Source organism: Paenibacillus sp. CF095, assembly GCF_900101225.1.
In the GTDB taxonomy this organism is placed as follows: Bacteria; Bacillota; Bacilli; order Paenibacillales; family Paenibacillaceae; genus Paenibacillus.
Window position 1 is genome coordinate 1,207,248 of record NZ_FMZN01000001.1, and the last position, 20,497, is coordinate 1,227,744.

Genomic DNA, 20,497 nt, shown 5'->3' on the forward strand with positions numbered 1-20,497 from the left:
AGCCTTATTGTCCAGAGTGCTGTGCTCTGGATTTTTTGCGATAGGCGAGAGGTGTTTCGCCTGTTATTTTTTTGAATGCAGCATAGAATGAATCCATATCCCGATATCCGACCAGCTCGGCAATCAGGCTGACTTTGTGCCGTGAACTCTTAAGCAGTTCACAGCTTTTTTGTATACGGAGATGTTGCAGGTGGGCGCTAAAGGTCTGTCCGGTATGCCGAAGAAACATTCGTCCAATTTGCTTTTCGCTCCAGCCTGATACACGTACCAGATCAGATATTCGGATTCGGTCGCTCACGTGTTGTTTGAGATAGTGAAGAATGTACTCAAAATCAGTGGAATGAATCGCTTCATCCTGAACCTCTTGATAAAGTTGTCTGTAGGTCATCAATACCAACTGGCTCACCAGGGTGTATAACATGGTAGACGAACCGATTCCGGGAACGGAGGATTCACGGTACATCTTCACCATTAGTTCTTCAATCCGATCGTTGTGATCCACAACGGATATATAAGGAACTTGATTTTGTGCCAGATCCAACAGATGATGGATGATTTCTTTTTCCTGAATGATCGCTGTCAGCGTGTTGATCAATTCAGCATTAAATAAGCAATTATATAGAATTAACGGATGTTCGGTTACGTTTGTACTCACAGGACGAAAGACATGAGGAACGCCGACAGGAATAACAAACAGCATCCCTTTTGTCACCGGAATGACATCTTCACCGATATGATGAAAGCCCTTTCCTTCGGCAACATAACTATACTCAATAAAATCATGTGCGTGAAAAGGAAGCACAAAATCTTCAGAGCAACGATTGACAAAAAGTTGCAGATGATTATGCAGAAAGTATTCGCTTTTCATGAGTTGTACAGATGAATTCACAAGCAACCTCCTCGCACAAATGGCTGAATCACCGGATGAAATAGTCCTGATTACCGGGTATTTAGGGCAACAGGATCGATATAATTATATCGTAACCCCGAATGGGAAGCCAAGATGGAAAGGACGATCTGCTAATGTTCAACGTTAGTCACCTTCGCTGTGAGTATAGAATCAATCCGATAGGCCTTGATGTCAAATCACCGAGATTAAGCTGGCAGTTGCAGTCTGATCGTCGAAACTGCATGCAATCCGCATACCAGATCCAGCTTTGCCTGTCAGAAGATTTTGATGAGATTGCATGGGATTCTGGCAAGATAAGCACGGATCAATCCATACATGTGGAATTAAACCATTTTCAGCCTTCTCCGCGAACGAGATACAACTACCGAATTCAGGCATGGGATGATGCAGGAAGTGATTCGGGCTGGTCCGAAACGGCTTATTTCGAGATGGGACTTAAGGATAGTCATAACAAGTGGCAAGCAGAATGGATCACAGCTCAACCATCAGATGATGGAGATACGTCATGCCCACGTATGCGCAAGCAGTTTAATGTGAAACAACCTGTTACGTCTGCCAGAATATATGTGACAGCACTTGGATTATACGAGTTGCATATGAACAACACAAGAGTAGGAGAAGATTATTTTACACCTGGTTGGACCTCTTATCGTAAGCGATTACAATATCAAACCTATGATGTAACTCATCTACTTCAGGATGGGCAGAACATATTAGGCGCTTATCTGGGTGATGGCTGGTACCGAGGGTATCTCGGCTGGAACAAAGAACGGGAGATATTTGGTTCAACGTCCGCATTGCTGCTGGAACTGCATATGAAATACGCAGATGGATCGGAGGAATGGATTTTATCTGGTGGGGATTGGACCGCTGCTCCTAGTGCGATTCGTATGTCGGACATCTATATGGGGGAGACGTATGATGCACAAATGGAGTCTGATTGGTCGGATTCATCTCAGACGAATTGGGCACCTGTGAACGTACTGGATCATCCCAAAGATATCATCGTTGCGCAGGAGAACGTACCCGTCACCCAAGTAGAACAGCTACAGCCAATCGCTTTGTTAACAACCCCACAGGGAGATCGTGTAATAGATATGGGGCAGAATATGGTGGGATGGGTGAGATTCAGCATTCAAGGTAAGGAGGGTCAGACGGTTGAGCTGCACCATGCTGAGATATTGGATCATCAAGGCAACTTCTACACCAATAATCTTCGCGCCGCCAAGCAGTGTATTCGCTACACTTGCAAGGGGGATGGAGTGGAAACATTTGAGCCGCATTTTACGTTCCAAGGGTTCCGATATGTGAAGCTGGTTGGCTTCCCGGAACACGTTTGTCTGGATGAATTCACCGGAATAGTGCTGCACTCGAATATGGAGCAAATAGGCCAGTTCTCATGCTCCAGTCCACTGGTGAACCAACTGCATCACAATATATTGTGGGGGCAAAAGGGGAATTTCCTTGATGTGCCGACAGACTGTCCACAGAGGGATGAACGGCTCGGATGGACCGGGGATGCACAGATGTTTATCCGCACGTCCTCCTACCTGATGAATACGGCTCCCTTCTTCACCAAATGGCTGCGGGATCTGGAAGCGGATCAGGGAGAAGATGGCGGTATTCCATTCTTTGTTCCGGATCTGAGAAGTTCCACCTCAGAAGGGTGGGGAGACACCAGTCATTCCTCCGCCGCTTGGGGTGATGCAGCAGTCATCTGTCCTTGGACCATCTATGAGATGTATGGGGATGCCAGATTGCTGGCCGAACAATATGAGAGTATGAAGCGGTGGGTTGAGTATATTCACGCGCAGGGTGACAATCCGTACCTGTGGAACACGGGATTCCACTTTGGCGATTGGCTGGGACTGGACTCCAAGCCCGATAGTTATGTCGGCGCAACGGACACGGATTATGTGGCAACTGCATTCTATGCCTATTCGGTTTCGTTAACACAAAAAGCGGCTGAGGTACTTGGAAAGACAGACGATGCAGAATATTACAAGCAGTTGCATACAAACATTGTTCATGCGTTTCGAAATGAATTCGTGACTCCAGCTGGCAAAATTGCTGTTCCTACGCAAACAGCACATGTTCTTGCGCTCCAATTTGAGCTGCTGGACGCCACTGCCCGAACTCGTGCTGTTGATCAATTGGCGAAACTCGTGAAAGAGGCGGGGAATCATCTTACTACAGGCTTCGTGGGCACACCTTATCTAAATCCGGTGCTGAGTGATGTGGGACTTCACGACCTGGCTTATACATTACTTTTTCAAGAGGATTATCCATCCTGGCTATATCAGGTGACTCAAGGCGCAACGACTGTCTGGGAACATTGGGATGGGATCAAAGAGGATGGAAGTCTCTGGAGTGCTGATATGAACTCATTTAACCACTATGCGTACGGTGCGATTGGAGAATGGTTGTATCGTTATGTTGCTGGCATTCGGTCCGATGAACATCAGCCAGGATTCCGAATGGTGCATATCGAGCCGCAACCCGGACCTGGACTGGATTGGGTAGAAGCGAGTCTGGAGACGATGTATGGTCAAGTTGCTTCAAGCTGGCAACGGCTGGCGGAGGGTGAAATGGAGATTCGGGTGCATATTCCTGCCAACACAAGAGGTACGGTACGTCTTCCTGGAGCAGGTTCACAGATCGTTCTGGAGCAAGGGAACCCGTTGGATCAGATAAGTGGAGTTCAGGATATTCAAAACATTGGAGACGATGTTGAAGTCACACTTGGATCTGGGAGATACCAATTCACGTACAAGGACACGGATATGAAGAAGGAACGAGATGTTCAGGAAGTTACATTGACAGAGCCTGTATAATAATAGAATAAGCGGTAAGATGTACAGTTGAAGAGGATCTGCTCACACGCAGGTCCTTTTTGGAACTTGTCTGAGAGTAAATTTGTAGTTTTTGAACAATGAAAGGAGCATGACCATGGCAGAACCTGCATTCAAAGATGTACCTTTGCGCCGCGAAATAGAGGATTTAGCTAAGCAACAAGATCACCATACATTGGCCTGTTGGGCTACGGAGTCTGCGGCACGTGTCTTGCCTATATTTGAGGCGTACCAGTTGGAGGATCTCCGCGCCCGTGATGCCATTAATGCAGGAAGAGGTTGGATCCGTGGAGAGATTACCATGGTTGATGCTCGAAAGGCCGCTTTTGCAGCTCATGCTGCTGCACGGGAAGCCGATAATATCGCTGCCTCTGCTGCATCTCGTGCGGCGGGACACGCAGCTGCAACGGCCCATGTCAAAGGCCATGCGGTGCATGCCGCAACGTATGCAGTGAAAGCTATCTTTTATGACTGTTTGATGGAAGAGCAAGAACGTCGTGTCCTGGAAGAGAGAACGTGGCAATATCAATATCTGTTGGGAGGAAATACGGGTCATGGGGAAAGAACACGTTAGATTGATTAAACCGTCACAAGCGTATAAGGATGCATATTTGGCATTTTATGAGGACTGGGTGAGTAGTGGAGAGGTGATGGTACCATGGGTCATTTCCAAAGATCCTTATGCGTTCGATGAGATGTTGGCGTTTTTGCAGCGCAATGAACAAGGGATCGACATCCCGGAGGGCTGGGTCAAAGACAGTACATACTGGCTGGTCACGGAGAGTCAACAAATCGTGGGTGCCGTCAATATAAGGCATGAGCTTAACGACAAATTGTTCAACAGTGGAGGGCATATTGGATATGGTATTCGTCCAGGAGAGCGGCAAAGTGGCTATGGTTCCGAAATACTCAGGCTTTCTTTGGAGAAAACGAGAGAGCTTGGAATTACCAAAGTATTGATCGTATGCGATGCGGTTAATGAGCCTTCCAGAAGGGTTATCCTTCGAAATGGTGGCATTCGGGATGAAGACTATGTGGAGTCAAATGGCAACATTGTTGAACGATTCTGGATAGAAAATGTCGAATGATGCAGAATAATGATGTAATATAACGAAAATAATATGGATTATGATTGTATTACCCTCGTGTGCTGATTAAAATGAAGCATAGAATCTGGATTGCGGCCGGAAACTATCATCCCATATCAGGCACAAGTGAGGTTATCTTTATGAATCAACCGGTTAATCGGCCCCGGCGAATTGAGTACCTGGATCTCTATCGTGCGTTTGCCATCATGGCAGTGGTAGCTATTCATGCAACTTCAACTGCAGTTGCGCATTACCCCAAGCATACATTAGATCATGATGTGTATTATTTCTGGAACACGTTTTTGCAATTTGCCGTTCCAGCGTTTCTGTTCCTTTCATCCCTGGTCTTGTTCTACAACTACAGCTCCAAGGTGAATGAGAAGGGTTGGATGCTCGCTTTTTATAAGAAGCGTTTATTTAATGTATTTGTACCCTATGTGGTGTGGTCCCTTATCTACTTTGCTATTAAACAGTTGCTTGCGGGCAAAGAACCTTTGACCCATGGTTTTCAATTTGCCAAACAATTAGTGATGGGAACCGCTCATACGCACTTGTACTTTTTTCTGATTATTCTTCAATTCTATATCGTTTTTCCATGGCTTCTGTCCCTTACACGACATCGTTTGTTTAATCGTTATTTGCCATTATTTTTTATTGCTGGCCAAGCGATCTTCTATGCACTACATTTGCAGTTTCACTTCGAACGGACAGGGAGTTTGTTACCCAGTTATCTGATCGTGATTGGATTTGGCGCATGGGTTGGGTTGAACTTTGAGTGGGCATTGAAGAAACTATATGCTCACCGTTATGTGCTTATAGTTGCATTGTTGAGCGGAGGTGCCATTTTTATATATGGTAATGCTTATATCAAAACCGCTTTCGCTGCATACCCGGTTATTATCTATACCGTGCTGTTCCTGTTCCGAAATCTGTTTACGCTGTCAGCCTGCTTGCTCCTTCTGATCTTTACTGAACGAATCGGCACAGGAAAACATACCGAAGTTCGTAAAGCTACGCATGTTTTGGACTCCTTGGGTACCGTTGCATTTGGTGTATTTTTAATGCATCCACTCGTACTGCTCTTCTGGAGACGTGAATTCACAGATGAACTGGCTCGGCACTTCAGCGTAGGCATCATACTATCTTATGTTGTAGCGCTCCTAATCTCATGGATCTGCGCGATGGGATTGCGCCGGATGAAGTGGGGATGGGTACTGATTGGACGTTAAGTTAAAATAAACATATGTCATTTAAGATAAGAGATTTCAAGCCCTCACGCGTTGAGGGAATCACTTGAAACCTCTTTTTTATTTGCCCTAAAGAAGGTATTATAGAGTTTAATGTCCATAAAATTGAATTAATGGAATGAACACTACCTTGTCAGGAGTGATCGAAATGAAATTGGTGATTATTTTTGGTCCGCAGGCTGTGGGCAAAATGACGGTTGGGCAAGAACTGGAGAAGATAACAAAGCTTAAATTGTTTCATAACCATATGACCATTGAATTGGTGTCTCCTTATTTCAGCTATGGTACACCACAAGGCAAAAGACTGGTGAGCCTGTTCCGGCAGGAGATTTTTGAAGAAGTGGCAAAGAGTGATTTGCCGGGTCTGATTTTTACTTTTGTATGGGCGTTTGATTTGGCGAAAGACGGAGAGTACATCCGTCAAATCAGGGAGTTATTCGAATCTAATGGAGGACAGGTCTGTTATGTGGAACTGGAAGCCGATGCATCGGAAAGATTGGAGCGCAATAAAAGTCCGCATCGCCTGTTACATAAGCCAACAAAGCGAGACATCGCGTGGTCTGAGCGAGATTTACTAGATACGATGAAGCATTATCGACTGAATTCGGAACCTGGAGAAATCACGCATGAGCACTACATACGGATTGATAACACACACAAGAGCCCGGATGAGGTGGCAAAGTTAATTCAGGAACGATTTAATTTGTAATCTATCAAACGTTTATCTTAGCAGAGTAGATATTTTATATGAGAGGGGGCATTACATATGTATTTCGTTATTTTTTGCTCATTGGACTTGTTTTATGTTATCTGATCCCATTTGGTCCGATAGTGGCCGGGGGCATTATTTTTGCACTTGTTGTAGACCAATACCGCCACACGATGCATATGCGTGAAGATATCCGAGACATCAAGAATCATCTGGGGCTAATGAACAAAGGCGAGGCGCAAGAGTACGAGTTGGATCAAGAATACACTCAAGTTGATCGTTTGGATGCAGAAGAAATGAACATGATTAATCGAAGAATTGAAGCAGAACTGGAGAAAGAAAGCAAAAAACAATAAACCATAAATCCTTGTAAAATAATTCATGTTTTGCACACTCCTGTGAGTATATTTACCTAGATCGGGAGTCATGTTAATTCGACATTAACTTTTTGTTGCACTGTGTAGAAATTTGTAATATTATGAGGGAAGCGCGTACAACATATCGGGTTGTAACTGTTGAATCAGGCAAAGCCGTATACCTTGAGAAAAGGGATTGGTTTGTCTTTTTCTGTATATTGGAGTGATAAAGTGAAAATCGAGAAGGTGCTGAACAATAATGCTGTAGTTGCAATGAATGACGAGCAGGAAGTTATTATCATTGGCCGGGGGATTGCTTATCAGAAGCGGGCGGGTGATATGGTTTCCGAGCAGCATATCGACAAGATATTTACTTTACAGAATGAAGATATTCAGGAAAACTTCAAGGCATTAATCTCAAGCATTCCTCTGGAATACATGAAAGTATCCGAGGAAATCATCGCTTACGCCAAGCTAAAACTTGGAAAGAAATTAAATGAGAGCATTTACTTACATCTCACAGACCATATTCACTTTGCCATTGAGCGGTATCGCAAGAATCTGCCCATACGCAACGGCTTAATCTGGGAGACAAAGCAGTTATACAAAGAGGAATATGAAGTCGGAATGGAAGCGCTCAATATGATCTGTGATCAGTTTGGTGTGATCTTGCCCGAGGACGAAGCCGGTTTTATGGCACTTCACTTTGTCAATGCAGCTTTGAATGAGGAAATGCCCAACATCAAGAGTATGACGCAGGTCATGCAGGAAATTTTGACAATCATCAAGTATCATTTCAAGATTGATTTTGATGAGAACTCACTGACATTTTATCGCTTTGTGACGCATTTGAAGTTTTTCGCCCAACGTTTGGTGAAGGGAAAACATTACAAGAGCAACAACGATGATGAACTGTTTCTGATGATTCAGAAAAAGTATCCAGCAGCGCACAAGTGCTCGGAGAAAATCAAGAAATTCATTGAAAGCAACTACACGTATCAACTAACTGACGAAGAAATGATGTACTTAACGATTCATATTGAGAGAGTTGTGAATGCAACTTCTGAATAATCCCATAGATCAGCTTGCAGGGTTGCAACCACTAGGGCAAAACCTGAACGCTTGAATGACAGAACATACCGTTAACCGGATGTTCCATACATTCAGATGTTCAGGTTTTTTTATTCTCTCCAATATGCTTCGAATCCGTGTCTAGCCAGAAAGGAAGAATAGACTTCATGAAACACGAGCAATTAGCCAAAGACATTCTGTCTGGCGTTGGTGGTAAACAGAACATTAACAGCGTGGTGCACTGCGCGACCAGACTTCGTTTCAAATTAAAAAATGACAATAATGCCAAAACAGACGAACTCAAAAATCTGCCTGGAGTCATAACGGTAATGCAAAGTGGTGGACAATACCAGGTCGTTGTGGGTAACGAAGTGTCTGATGTGTATAAAGCCTTGTTACAGGTGGGTAATATGAATGCGGATGAACCGGTCTCAAGTGATGAGTCAGAATCTTCCGGTAAAAAAGAGAGTCTCTTGGGTCAGTTTATCGACTTGATCTCGGGTGTATTTACACCAATTCTCGGCTTGCTAGCTGCAACAGGGATGATCAAAGGTTTCCTGTCCATGTTTACTTCTCTCGAATGGTTGGACCCGGCTTCAGGCACATATCAATTGTTGAATGCTGCTGGTGACTGTCTGTTCTACTTCTTCCCAATCTTCCTGGGTTACACAGCTATGAAAAAATTCGGTGGATCTCCTTTCCTCGGGATGGCCATCGGAGCATCACTTGTATATCCGACCTTATCCGGTCTTAGTGGTGGGGAACCGCTTTATACGCTGTTTGCAGGAACATTATTTGAATCACCGATTCATATCACGTTCCTGGGTATTCCCGTTATCTTGATGAGTTATTCCTCATCCGTCATTCCGATTATTATTGCTGCTTATTTTGGAGCAAAGGTAGAAGCATTCTTCAAAAAGATCATTCCTTCTGTTGTGAGAACGTTCCTCACGCCATTCTTTACAATTCTGATTGTTGTACCTGTAACATTCCTCTTGATTGGTCCAATCGCAACATGGGCAAGTCAGCTGATTGGTGCCGGGGTATCGGGCATTTATGACTTGAGTCCGTTAGTAACCGGTATTGTTGTTGGTGGATTGTGGCAAGTATTGGTGATCTTCGGGTTACACTGGGGTATCGTACCCATCATGTTGCTGAATCTGTCCACTCTGAAAGCAGATCCGATTCTGGCGATGATGTTTGCTGCTTCTTTTGCTCAGATTGGTGCCGTTCTTGGCGTTATGCTTAAAACGAAAAATACCAAACTCAAATCACTAGGGGTTCCTGCCTTTGTGTCCGGGATTTTTGGTGTAACTGAGCCTGCTATCTATGGTCTTACTTTGCCACTGAAAAAACCATTTATTATGAGTTGTATTTCTTCTGCAGTAGCTGGTGGTATTATTGGATTCGCAGGTTCCAAAATGTTTGTATTTGCATCAGGCATCTTTGGTGTTCCAGCGCTTATTAGTCCGACAGCAGGGATTAACTATGAATTCTGGATGGCTATGATTGCCACAGTTATTGCTTTTGTACTAAGCTTTGTTCTCGTTTATTTTGTAGGATTCAAAGATCCTGCTAATCCGGAGGCTGCCAAACAGGCTCCAGAGCCAGTAAAAGAAGAGAAGGCTGCACTTGAGCCTAATCCAAACAATCGTTACGAAATTGCCAGCCCAATGACGGGTGAGGTGGTTCCTTTGCAAGAAATTAACGATGCTACATTTGCTGGTGAACATATGGGTAAAGGGATTGCTATTCGTCCAACCAGTGGGAGAGTTGTATCTCCGATTAATGGTGTGGTACAGACGATTTACCGTACCAAACATGCAATCGGACTTGTGGATGATCAAGGTGTAGAGATTCTAATCCATATCGGTCAGGATACGGTACAGCTCAAAGGTCAACATTTCACTGCCCATGTGAAAGACGGAGATCGTGTGAGTGTTGGTGATCTGATCGTTGAATTTGATATTCAAGCTATTATTGAGGCGGGATATGAGACCGTAACACCGATTATTGTGACCAATACGGCAGATTATTTGGACGTGGTTGCTACAACAAATCGGGAAGTGCAAGAAAAGGATAAATTGGTTACTGTTATTGGTTAATTCTGCTTCAGTGCGTATTTAGAAATGTGGACATTATGCTAAAAAGGGACGCTTTCGATGCTTTCGAAAGCATCTCTTTTTAGTATTTTAGGTCACTTTAATGCATTTATGAATTTAATAAAAATAAGTGTTGCAAACGTAGTTCAGATGTACTATGATGAGTTCAAGAAGTAAGCGCATACATCAATCGGGTTGTAACTGTTCAATCAGGCAATGCCGACCATCCTCAGTTCAGAGGGTATGGAATGCAACTTACTTTCGTTATCCAAATAATTAAATACCAATGTGTACAGCCTTACAGGGTTGCAACCGTTAAGGGCAAAACCTGAATTGCTGAATAACACGACTGATTTCCGGACGATCCGGTATGTTGTGTATGTTCAGTGGTTCAGGTTTTATTTGTTTCAAAAGTCATGGGGAGTCTACTTAGAGAGGGAGAATTACAATGAGCAACTACGATCAATTAGCTAAGGACATTCTGTCACGTGTAGGTGGTCGCGAGAACGTAAACAGTGTATTCCATTGCGTAACAAGACTGCGGTTTAAACTTAAAAATGAAAGCGTAGCCAAAACGGAAGAACTTAAAAATCTGCCAGGTGTTATTACCGTCATGCAAAGTGGTGGACAATATCAGGTCGTTATCGGCAATGAAGTGCCGGATGTATATAAAGCAGTGGTTAAAGCGGGGAATTTCCCAACAGAAGGTCAGTTTGAAGAGGAAGCAGACAACTCAGGCAAGAAAGTTGGATTGTTCAGTCGATTTATCGACATGATCTCCGGTGTGTTCACACCGTTACTCGGTTTGCTGGCTGCAACAGGTATGATCAAAGGTTTTACAGCCATGTTTTTATCCTTTGGATGGATTACGGAAACTTCTGGAACGTACCAACTGTTAAATGCAACGGGTGACTGTCTGTTCTACTTCTTCCCAATCTTCCTTGGTTATACGGCAATCAAGAAATTTGGCGGTTCACCGTTCCTGGGAATGGCGATAGGTGCTTCGTTAGTTTATCCTTCGCTGTCTGGTTTGACTGCTGGAGATCCATTGTACACCCTGTTTGCAGGTACGTTAATTGAATCACCGATTCACATCACGTTCCTGGGTATTCCAGTTATTCTGATGAGTTATTCAACATCGGTTATTCCAATCATTATTGCTACATTCTTCGCTGTTAAAATTGAAAGATTCTTTAAAAATATTATTCCTAAAGTTGTTAGCACGTTCCTTGTTCCATTCTTTACATTGCTCGTTATCGTTCCGGCAACGTTCATACTGATTGGTCCAGTATCCACTTGGGCAGGCCAGTTGATTGGTGCAGGAGCAACCGGCATCTACGATTTAAGTCCAGTGGTTACAGGTTTGCTTATCGGTGGATTGTGGCAAGTGTTTGTACTGTTTGGACTCCACTGGGGACTCGTGCCAGTCATGCTTCTTAACTTGAGTACTTCTGGGGCTGATCCGGTAATTGCCATGTCTTTTGCTGCCTCCTTTGCTCAAATCGGTGCTGTACTTGCCGTTATACTGAAAACCAAAAATACGAAATTGAAATCTTTAGGTATTCCGGCCTTCATCTCTGGGATCTTCGGTGTAACCGAGCCAGCTATCTACGGTCTGACACTTCCACTGAAAAAACCATTTATCATGAGCTGTATTGCTGGTGGTATCGGTGGTGGTATCTTGGGACTGGCCGGTTCGAAATTATACATCTTTGGTGGACTGGGAGTATTCGGATTCCCAAGTTTCATTAATAAAGCAACAGGTGTTGATTCTGGTTTCTATATGGCTCTGGTTGCATGTGGTATCGCATTTGTCCTTGGTTTTATTCTGACGTACGTGGTTGGGTTCAAAGACAAAGTGGAAGCTGCACCAGCTCCAGCACCTGTACTTGATCCAAATCCGAACAGCAGATACGAAATTGTAAGCCCAATGGCTGGTGAAGTTGTTGCATTGAACGAAATTAATGACATAACGTTTGCAGGAGAGCACATGGGTAAAGGGATTGCAATTCGTCCAATCAGTGGCAGAGTGGTGTCTCCGATCACAGGTGTCGTTCAAACCGTATATCGTACCAAACACGCTATTGGTCTTGTAAGCGATGATGGTGTAGAGATGCTGATCCATATTGGACAGGATACGGTAAAGCTGAAAGGTCAACATTTTACAACTCATGTGAAAGATGGAGACCGTGTTAACGCTGGTGACCTGATTGTTGAGTTTGATCTACAAGCGATTAAGGATGCAGGATATGAGACAGTTACACCGATCATTGTCACTAATACTTCAAGTTATCTGGACGTTGTAGGAACAAAAGAGGCAACCGTTCATGAGAAAGATAAATTGATCACGGTATTAAGCTAATTGGAATCACAGATGGTATAGGAGGAACGTCTCAATGAATGAAAAATTTACAGCCTTCCCGGAGAATTTTCTCTGGGGAGGAGCTACTGCAGCGAATCAATTGGAAGGTGCTTATCTGGAAGGTGGCAAAGGTTTAACAACTGTAGATCTGATTCCGATTGGTGCCAATCGATGGAATATTGCTCTGGGTAACCTGGATTCGTATGAGCCAAAAGCAGGGGAATTTTATCCTTCACATGAAGCCATCGACTTCTATCATCGATATAAGGAAGATATTGCGTTATTTGCAGAAATGGGATTTAAGTGCCTCAGGCTTTCCATTGCTTGGGCACGGATTTTCCCTAATGGCGATGAAGCGGAGCCAAACGAAGCAGGCTTGCAATTTTATGATGATGTCTTTGATGAGTTATTGAAATACAATATTGAACCTGTCGTGACGATCTGCCATTTCGATGTACCTGTACATCTGGTCAAGACTTACGGCGGTTGGAAGAACCGCAAGATGATTGGTTTCTTTGAGAAATATGCGACGACATTGTTCAATCGATACAAGAATAAAGTGAAATACTGGATGACGTTTAATGAAATCAATATGTTACTGCATCTCCCGTACATTGGAGCGGGTATTGTTCTGCAGGAAGGTGAAAACAAAGATCAGGTCCTATATCAGGCAGCACATCATGAATTGGTAGCGAGTGCACTTGCTGTTAAGGCTTGTCATGATATCATTCCTGGTGCACAGATTGGTTGTATGTTGGCCGCTGGAATGGTGTATCCATACAGCTCTAACCCGGATGACGTGTGGAAGGCTATGGAGAAAGATCGTGAATCGTTCTTCTTCATCGACGTACAATCGAAGGGAGCATATCCGGGTTATACAAAAAGATTTTTCAAAGAAAATGACATTTGGATTGACATGCAACCGGAAGATACAGATATTTTGATGCAGAACACGGTCGACTATATCGGTTTTAGCTATTACGCAAGCCGGTGCACCAGTACGGACCCTGAGATTTTGAAAGATTCGACAGAAGGCAATGTATTTGGTTCGGTGAAGAACCCTTATCTGCAAGCTTCCGAGTGGGGATGGACCATTGATCCCAAAGGACTCCGTATTACATGTAATCAACTGCATGACCGCTATGGCAAACCGTTGTTTATCGTAGAAAATGGACTTGGGGCAACCGATGTGTTGTTAGACAATGACTCCGTTGAAGATGACTATCGCATCGAATATTTGAATAGTCATTTTGCCGAGATGGCTGAAGCGATTCAAGACGGTGTAGAGCTCATAGGTTACACAAGCTGGGGACCGATTGACCTGGTCAGTGCGGGTACCGGAGAGATGAAGAAACGTTATGGCTATATCTATGTAGACCGAAATAATGATGGTACGGGCACACTTCGCAGAGTGAAAAAGAAGAGTTTTCACTGGTACAAAGATGTCATTGCGAGTAATGGCGCACAATATTTCTGATACAAGATGTCCGACGCTATAGAATAAACAAAGAGCAGTCTCGTTATTATGGGATTGCTCTTTGTTTATGAGGGGATGAATTTGACCCTTGATGCGGCTTTCAGATATAATAAAGAAATGAAGAGAATCTTGTCACTTAAGAAGGGAGGAGCATCCGCTCATGAAGAAAAAATCACTTGCGTTTATATCTTCGGGATATGGATACTCCACTGCTGTCTTTTTCTAGAATCTATTCCAAGGGTGAAGTCTGCCCAAAATCGGAAGAAAACTAGGAAGTAACGCAGAAAAATCTTAAGAATGATGAGGTAATCCAAATGAATATTGACAAAATTACTAGAACAAATCCAGAAAATATGCCAGCTCCTGTAGGTCAGTACACGCATATTACAAGAATCCCGAGGAATGCAGAATTATTTGTGACTTCGGGTCAAATTGGAGCAGATCATAATGGACGCTTTCCAGAGAGTCTGAATGAGCAAGTCACTAATACATTTAATAATATTAAAACAGTGCTCGAATCTGAGCGTTTAGATGCTGAACATATTATCAAAGTGAACGTATGGGCAACCGAGGAAATCGATTGGGATTTCTTATATGCCGAGTGGGGACAATTATTTAGTACGGATTATCCTGCAATGACGATTGGATATATTACGGCATTAGGTCTACCAGAGATTAAAATTGAAATAGAGCTTTGGGCAGCAAAAGTGTAACATCGAATACTTTCTAACCAAACGAAGGAGCATCTCACTTACAGATGCCCCTTCGTTTTTTTATTTGTGTAAAAATGGAAAGGATATGCCATGTGTGCAATCATGAGCGATAGTAGGTGTATTATGGCACCTGCAAGCTCTGATAAGCATTCAGTCGACCATATGTCCAGTAGATCCCGGAGCCTGATACCGGATCAGAAGCGAAACACAGCGCATCCCGAATCTGAGCATTTGTTTTTCCTTGTGCAGCAAGAAGTGCAGCTACTCCAGCCACATGAGGGGCAGCCATGGACGTACCGCTAAGGTAGGCATAGGAACCACCCAGGTATGTGGATAGTATGGTATCACCCGGGGCAGCCATATCCACCCAGGAACCATAGTTGGAGAAATTGGATTTGAGATCGGAGGGGTTGGTTGAAGCAACGGCAATCACGTTGGGATACGATGCGGGTACAATTGGGAATGAAGTGTTGTCGTTACCGGCTGCAGCAATAATCACAGCTCCTCGATCCCAAGCATATTGTACGGCAGCTTGAAGGAAAGCGTCTCCCATCGGACCACCAAGGCTCAGGTTAACAACCTGTACACCGTTATTGGCAGCATAGACAAGCCCGTTACCGACATTACCTATCGTTCCTTGCCCGCTGTTATCCAGTACTCGGAGCGGAACGATGGATGCGAGTGGTGCAGCGCCTGCAATACCCACACCATTGTTGGTAACGGAGGCAGCGATTCCAGCTACATGGGTGCCGTGACCGTTCCCGTCCTCAGGGATGTTATCATAATCAACATAATCATAACCGGGGAGGAGCTTGGAGGCCAATTCTGGATGATTCAGCTGTACACCGGTATCAATAATGGCGATTTTGACAGAGCTGTTACTCTGAGTAATGTCCCATGCAGCGGGTGCATTGATTTTGGACAGGTTATACTGATAAGGAAAGAAAGGGTCATTAGGAGTGAAGGAAGCCTCAACGAGGTAATTCGGCTCTGCATGTTCAATAAACTCATGATCTTTGTAATGTTTCAGCATTCTGTGCATTTTTTTGCGGGATTCCATGCGGTACCATCCTAAATCTTCGTAGGTCTCAGCGACTTTACATCTCCCTTTTTTGTGCAAGGTGTGCATCTCATCCTCGGTTGTACCTTCCTTGAATTTGACTAAGAGCTGCTTGGGAGCATGAGGGTGAAACTTGCTCTCGGCACGTCGGTCCAGATAACGATACACGAACACGATTATTGCTAGCAAAATGAAACCAAAAACACCTAACCATAACCACATGAGCGTTTCTCCCTCCAATATGGATTGTGACACGCCTTATCGTATGCGAACTCTATCAGACTGCGTGGGCACTCTTTCAATTTGGTTAGTAGTGCAGATAGATTGATAGGACGGGATAAATTCGGTAAGATGAGATGAAGAGAGCCGATCTTGGCATGAACAAGATTCAAGGAGGCCAAGAAGTAGCTCCTAATACAGAGGATAAGGAATGTGGATTTATTGACACAACTTCAGAGTATACCAACAGTCACACCAGTTCAGGCACACCAGATTCATGATGCCATTGATTTTGCCATGCGTGTACGCAAAGAAGTGTTTCCGATGATGGATCATACGAAATTGCCTGTGGACTTCGAGCAGTTCAGAGAACATTATCTGGACTCCAACGATGCGATCTTTCTTGTTGCAATGATGGGGGATGCGGGCATCGTCGGTTCTATTGGGATTTTGCCATATGATGGGCGAATTGAAGCTGTGGAAGGACGATATGAAGCTCAGTCTGCAGCCGAAATTGTGAAATGTTATGTAGATCCTGCGTATCGCAGATACGGCATTGGTTCGATGATGTTAAAGGAACTGGAGAATGTGGTGAAGGATATGCACTATACGACGCTGTATTTGCATACACATCGCTTCTTGCCAGGAGCCGTAGATTTCTGGAAACGCCAAGGATTTACGGTTATTGCTGAGCAGGATGATGACTGGCAAACCGTACATATGGACAAGTTCGCACGTAAGTGACCATTGGAATTTATTGAAGGAAAATGACATTGTGATGGTAATGGGGGAGAAGTATACGCGGATTCTTTTGCCGGATTTTTGGAGAAGTTGATCGATCAGCGAACACCACGAAATAGGTAATTTTGTATAAGGAAAATGCCTGTCGGCACTCGCTCGTTTAGACATAGACAACATACATGATGGGGGCTAGGCAGATGAACGAAACGAAGCGGAAAATTGTTTTTATTGATATTGATGGCACACTGGTAGATGATGACGGAAGTATTCCGTTGTCAGCACAGAAGGCTTGTAAACAGGCCAGAGAGAACGGACATCTGCTCTATTTATGTACAGGCAGATCCAAAGCAGAAATTTATGATTCCATCTGGGATGTCGGATTCGATGGTCTGATTGGTGCAGGTGGGGGTTATGTGGAGTTTGGCAAGGACGTGTTATATCACAAAAGGGTAACAGCGGAAGATGTTCGACATATGGTCGATTTCTTCAATGAAAACGGCATTGACTTCTACCTTGAATCCAATTCGGCTCTGTATGCGAGTAGTAATCTTCAACCTCACCTGGAACGCCGCATCTATGGTGATGTGGAGAATGACCCTGTAGCCAGAGAGAAGAAGGAGCTGAAACCGCACCCTTTTATTGCCGGATTAACGTATGGAGAGGCCGACCTGTATAAGGATGATGTGAACAAAGTATGTTTCTTGGAGAGCTCAGCCATCCCGTTTGAGCGGATCAAGCAAGAGTTTGAAGGGAAATTCGAAGTCATTCAGTGCACTGTGCCGATCTTTGGTGAAGGAAGTGGTGAACTGATGATCCCTGGCATTCACAAAGCGATTGCGATCGCCGATTTGTTGGAGCATCTGGGCATGTCCCAAGAAGATACATTCGCCATTGGTGATGGCATGAATGATGCCGAGATGTTGGAATTTTGTAACGTCGGAATTGCCATGGGTAATGCAAAGCCTGGACTGAAAGCCATTGCAGATGATATTACTGGAACAGTAGAGGAAGATGGATTGTATCATAGTTTTGTGAAGTATGGATTGATCACTTGTTAAAGAAAACAAGGTGAGAGATAAAAACGGGTAATAGGTATATCCTTTGTCCCAAACCTTATTTAAGACCCTGCATATATTATTGCAGGGTCTTTATTTTGGTTTAAACAGATCAATTTATATTTTTACAAAAGGGTTCTCTAATCAAACCATAACATCTAAGTGAAGGAGAGAATCGAAATGGCCATTCTATCAACCGGACCTATTGAGAATAATGCCGTCAGTGATGTACGGCCAACACAACAAGTTACCGTTAAAATTGATAACAGGAATTCTCTGGATGAATCCGTTGTTTTGATACAAGGGTATAATTTGACCGCTACGAGGACTTTATATGTCAGCGAGCAGATTTCACTTGCTCCGGATCAGGTAGTGACAAGAACTTATTTTGCCAATCTTGATGCGTTTGAATTTGTCTTTACAGTTGAAGGTGTAGCTATGGAGCAGACGGAGATTTCCGTGTGGGGCAAAAATGAAACTGGTCAGCTAGTTGCCGCACATCGATTAGTCTCTTCTGAACTTGAAATGGAGGGAGATAACACACCAGTCAACCGCATTTATGTTGCGAATTTTAATAGTAACGATGTCTCCGTCATTAATGGCGAAACCAATACGGTGATTGCTACGATTCCTGTGGGGGCACGTCCGTTAGCAGTAGGTGTAAATCCGTAGAAAGGTGAGGGGATTCGGATGAAAAAAGTTATAACGGCTTCAGACTTAATGGAGCAGCTGATCACCATGAACAAAGAAAATTCTGTATGTCAAGTTAGGATTCCAGGTAAGGGGCTGTATGTAATTGTATTACAGGACGACTATTCAACTGTACTATCTTCAGATCAAATGTTGAGTGGTACAGAGAACGAAGTGAGCGGAAAAATCGGATCTGAAATAAAGAGGAATCCGTTTCTCTGAGGAAAAGGAAAATAGTGAGTCTTGAATGATCAGATCAGAATGGAACAGGCATCTCCTCAATGGAGGTGTCTATTTGCATTAGTACTCAGACTACAGACAAGATCCAGTAAAGAACAACACTAAATGTTCCAACACAGAGGCCAACGAGGAGCCCAAAAAGAATCACGAATTTTTTTCCGTTCATAGATATAGATGACCCTCCTTTTGACTTTATTATTGCATAACTCCCAATGAAAGTTTATTATAAATTTTGCAAACGAGGAATTTATTGGTTTTAATTTGTCGGAGTGCATGAAATATAAAGTTGATACATGGAGGATGCTGGATGAGTAATGTAGCTCTGTTGTTTCCTGGACAAGGTTCTCAGGTGGTTGGGATGGGTAGAGACTTTTGGAATAACTTCGATGTAGCTAAAAAGCTATTTGAAGAAGCCAGTGATGCTATTTCTTTCGATTTAAGAAAACTTTGTTTTGAAGGCAGTCTGAATGAATTGACAATGACGATGAACGCGCAGCCTGCACTTTTGACTGTAAGTGTCATTGCTTATCAAGTTTATATGCAAGAAATAGGGATGGGAGCCACTTATTTGGCTGGGCATAGTTTGGGAGAATATTCGGCTCTGGTATGCGCTGGTGTTCTATCTTTTCGTGACGCTATTAAACTTGTGAGACAACGAGGGATCATTATGCACAATGCAGACCCGCATCAGCAAGGGACCATGGTGGCCATTTCACACATTCAATTAGACACACTTCAAAACATATGCGAAGAAGTTTCAACAAAAGAACACCCTGCCTGTGTGGCTTGTATGAACGCTGACCAACAGTTTGTCATTTCGGGACATCGGCACTCTATACAAGAAATTATTAAAAGGACAGAATCCCTGGGAACGAAACATTCTTATATCAATGTAAGTGGTCCCTATCATTCTCCCATGATGCAAACCGCAGCAGAACAATTCAAAGTTGAATTGGATCGATATCAATATGCCCATGCAAAATACCCGATTATTTCAAATGTTACAGCAGCACCCTATGAGTGTGATCGATCTGTCGTGGATTACTTAAACATGCAGATGACGATGCCTGTAAGATGGTCAGAGTCCATGCTTTACCTGGTTGAAAATGGGGTTACTGAAGTTATAGAGTTGGGTTCTAAACATGTGTTAGTTAGTCTTATGAGTAAAATAACGAAGCGTACTGTACCTTATTCCCTTGGTCAGCCTTCCGATTTACTAATGCTTACAAATACACAAGAAAGGAAAAATAAGCGGTTAACGATTCGTAAAAAGTTGTTATCAGAACTAATGGTAACCGCACTCATTTCACGGAATTATAACCAAGATTCGATATCATATACCCAAACGGTTGAGCCGTTATTTCATCAATTACAACGGGTAAAGGAACAAATACACAAGAATGGATACAAACTCAGCGAAGAAGAGATAAATGATGCTCTACAGGTATGTCATTCGATTCTTACAGCGAAACAAATTTCAATAGATGAAACTGCGTTAATTAATGCAATTTAGTACGATTTTGTTTACTCACAAGACCTCTAGAACATTCCAGGCTATCTCATTATGAGGTGGTCTGTTTGTCGTTGGATACGCTCTAAAGTTGT

At 43.4% G+C, this 20,497-nt stretch carries 18 protein-coding genes; 16 read left to right on the forward strand and 2 right to left on the reverse strand.

Going from position 1 to position 20,497, the window contains the following annotated elements:
- Positions 1-4: 4 nt before the first annotated feature.
- Entirely contained in the window at positions 5-889 is an 885-nt protein-coding gene (locus tag BLS69_RS05420; protein ID WP_091029172.1) for an AraC family transcriptional regulator, read from the reverse strand.
- Positions 890-1,023: 134 nt separating this feature from the next.
- Between BLS69_RS05420 and BLS69_RS05425 the strand changes: the two genes are divergently transcribed.
- The 11 genes from BLS69_RS05425 to BLS69_RS05480 all read left to right on the forward strand — a co-directional run bounded on the left by BLS69_RS05425 (position 1,024) and on the right by BLS69_RS05480 (position 14,887).
- The gene (locus BLS69_RS05425; protein ID WP_091029174.1) at positions 1,024-3,744 is read left to right on the forward strand and encodes an alpha-L-rhamnosidase; all 2,721 of its coding nucleotides are present in this window, start codon (positions 1,024-1,026) and stop codon (positions 3,742-3,744) included.
- A 115-nt stretch (positions 3,745-3,859) separates the two neighbouring features.
- Complete coding sequence (locus BLS69_RS05430) at positions 3,860-4,336, forward strand: putative immunity protein (protein ID WP_091029177.1); 477 nt, start codon at positions 3,860-3,862, stop codon at positions 4,334-4,336.
- Entirely contained in the window at positions 4,317-4,850 is a 534-nt protein-coding gene (locus BLS69_RS05435; protein WP_091029181.1) for a GNAT family N-acetyltransferase, read from the forward strand. Before BLS69_RS05430 ends, BLS69_RS05435 begins: the two co-directional genes overlap by 20 nt.
- 140 nt (positions 4,851-4,990) lie before the next feature.
- The gene (locus BLS69_RS05440) at positions 4,991-6,079 is read left to right on the forward strand and encodes an acyltransferase (protein ID WP_176872604.1); all 1,089 of its coding nucleotides are present in this window, start codon (positions 4,991-4,993) and stop codon (positions 6,077-6,079) included.
- Positions 6,080-6,245: 166 nt separating this feature from the next.
- Positions 6,246-6,806, forward strand: coding sequence for a DEAD/DEAH box helicase family protein (locus tag BLS69_RS05445; RefSeq protein ID WP_091029185.1), 561 nt, complete (start codon positions 6,246-6,248; stop codon positions 6,804-6,806).
- Positions 6,807-6,844: 38 nt separating this feature from the next.
- Positions 6,845-7,162: a hypothetical protein gene (locus BLS69_RS05450; protein ID WP_091029187.1), complete on the forward strand. Its 318-nt coding sequence runs from the start codon at positions 6,845-6,847 to the stop codon at positions 7,160-7,162.
- Between the two features lie 231 nt (positions 7,163-7,393).
- The gene (gene licT / locus BLS69_RS05455; protein ID WP_091034839.1) at positions 7,394-8,233 is read left to right on the forward strand and encodes a BglG family transcription antiterminator LicT; all 840 of its coding nucleotides are present in this window, start codon (positions 7,394-7,396) and stop codon (positions 8,231-8,233) included.
- Between the two features lie 167 nt (positions 8,234-8,400).
- On the forward strand, positions 8,401-10,338 hold the full coding sequence (locus BLS69_RS05460) for a beta-glucoside-specific PTS transporter subunit IIABC (RefSeq protein ID WP_091029189.1): 1,938 nt from the start codon (positions 8,401-8,403) through the stop codon (positions 10,336-10,338).
- Positions 10,339-10,783: 445 nt separating this feature from the next.
- Positions 10,784-12,697 carry a beta-glucoside-specific PTS transporter subunit IIABC gene (locus tag BLS69_RS05465; protein ID WP_091029190.1) on the forward strand — a complete coding sequence of 638 codons (1,914 nt, stop codon included), beginning with the start codon at positions 10,784-10,786 and terminating at the stop codon, positions 12,695-12,697.
- Positions 12,698-12,731: 34 nt separating this feature from the next.
- Positions 12,732-14,174: a 6-phospho-beta-glucosidase gene (locus BLS69_RS05470; protein ID WP_091029192.1), complete on the forward strand. Its 1,443-nt coding sequence runs from the start codon at positions 12,732-12,734 to the stop codon at positions 14,172-14,174.
- A gap of 314 nt (positions 14,175-14,488) precedes the next feature.
- Positions 14,489-14,887: a RidA family protein gene (locus tag BLS69_RS05480; protein WP_091029198.1), complete on the forward strand. Its 399-nt coding sequence runs from the start codon at positions 14,489-14,491 to the stop codon at positions 14,885-14,887.
- Positions 14,888-15,008: 121 nt separating this feature from the next.
- On the opposite strand, the gene BLS69_RS05485 is transcribed toward BLS69_RS05480, so the two are convergent.
- A complete protein-coding gene (locus BLS69_RS05485) occupies positions 15,009-16,169 on the reverse strand; it encodes a S8 family peptidase (protein WP_091029200.1) in 1,161 nt (386 codons plus the stop codon).
- A 210-nt stretch (positions 16,170-16,379) separates the two neighbouring features.
- On the opposite strand from BLS69_RS05485, the gene BLS69_RS05490 reads away from it, so the two are divergent.
- The 5 genes from BLS69_RS05490 to fabD all read left to right on the forward strand — a co-directional run bounded on the left by BLS69_RS05490 (position 16,380) and on the right by fabD (position 20,405).
- Positions 16,380-16,910: a GNAT family N-acetyltransferase gene (locus tag BLS69_RS05490; RefSeq protein WP_256332229.1), complete on the forward strand. Its 531-nt coding sequence runs from the start codon at positions 16,380-16,382 to the stop codon at positions 16,908-16,910.
- A gap of 194 nt (positions 16,911-17,104) precedes the next feature.
- Complete coding sequence (locus BLS69_RS05495; RefSeq protein WP_091029203.1) at positions 17,105-17,965, forward strand: Cof-type HAD-IIB family hydrolase; 861 nt, start codon at positions 17,105-17,107, stop codon at positions 17,963-17,965.
- 177 nt (positions 17,966-18,142) lie between these two features.
- The gene (locus BLS69_RS05500; RefSeq protein ID WP_091029205.1) at positions 18,143-18,634 is read left to right on the forward strand and encodes a YncE family protein; all 492 of its coding nucleotides are present in this window, start codon (positions 18,143-18,145) and stop codon (positions 18,632-18,634) included.
- 18 nt (positions 18,635-18,652) lie between these two features.
- A complete protein-coding gene (locus tag BLS69_RS05505; RefSeq protein ID WP_091029207.1) occupies positions 18,653-18,874 on the forward strand; it encodes a hypothetical protein in 222 nt (73 codons plus the stop codon).
- A gap of 325 nt (positions 18,875-19,199) precedes the next feature.
- The gene (fabD, locus tag BLS69_RS05510) at positions 19,200-20,405 is read left to right on the forward strand and encodes an ACP S-malonyltransferase (protein WP_091029210.1); all 1,206 of its coding nucleotides are present in this window, start codon (positions 19,200-19,202) and stop codon (positions 20,403-20,405) included.
- Positions 20,406-20,497 lie beyond the last annotated feature (92 nt).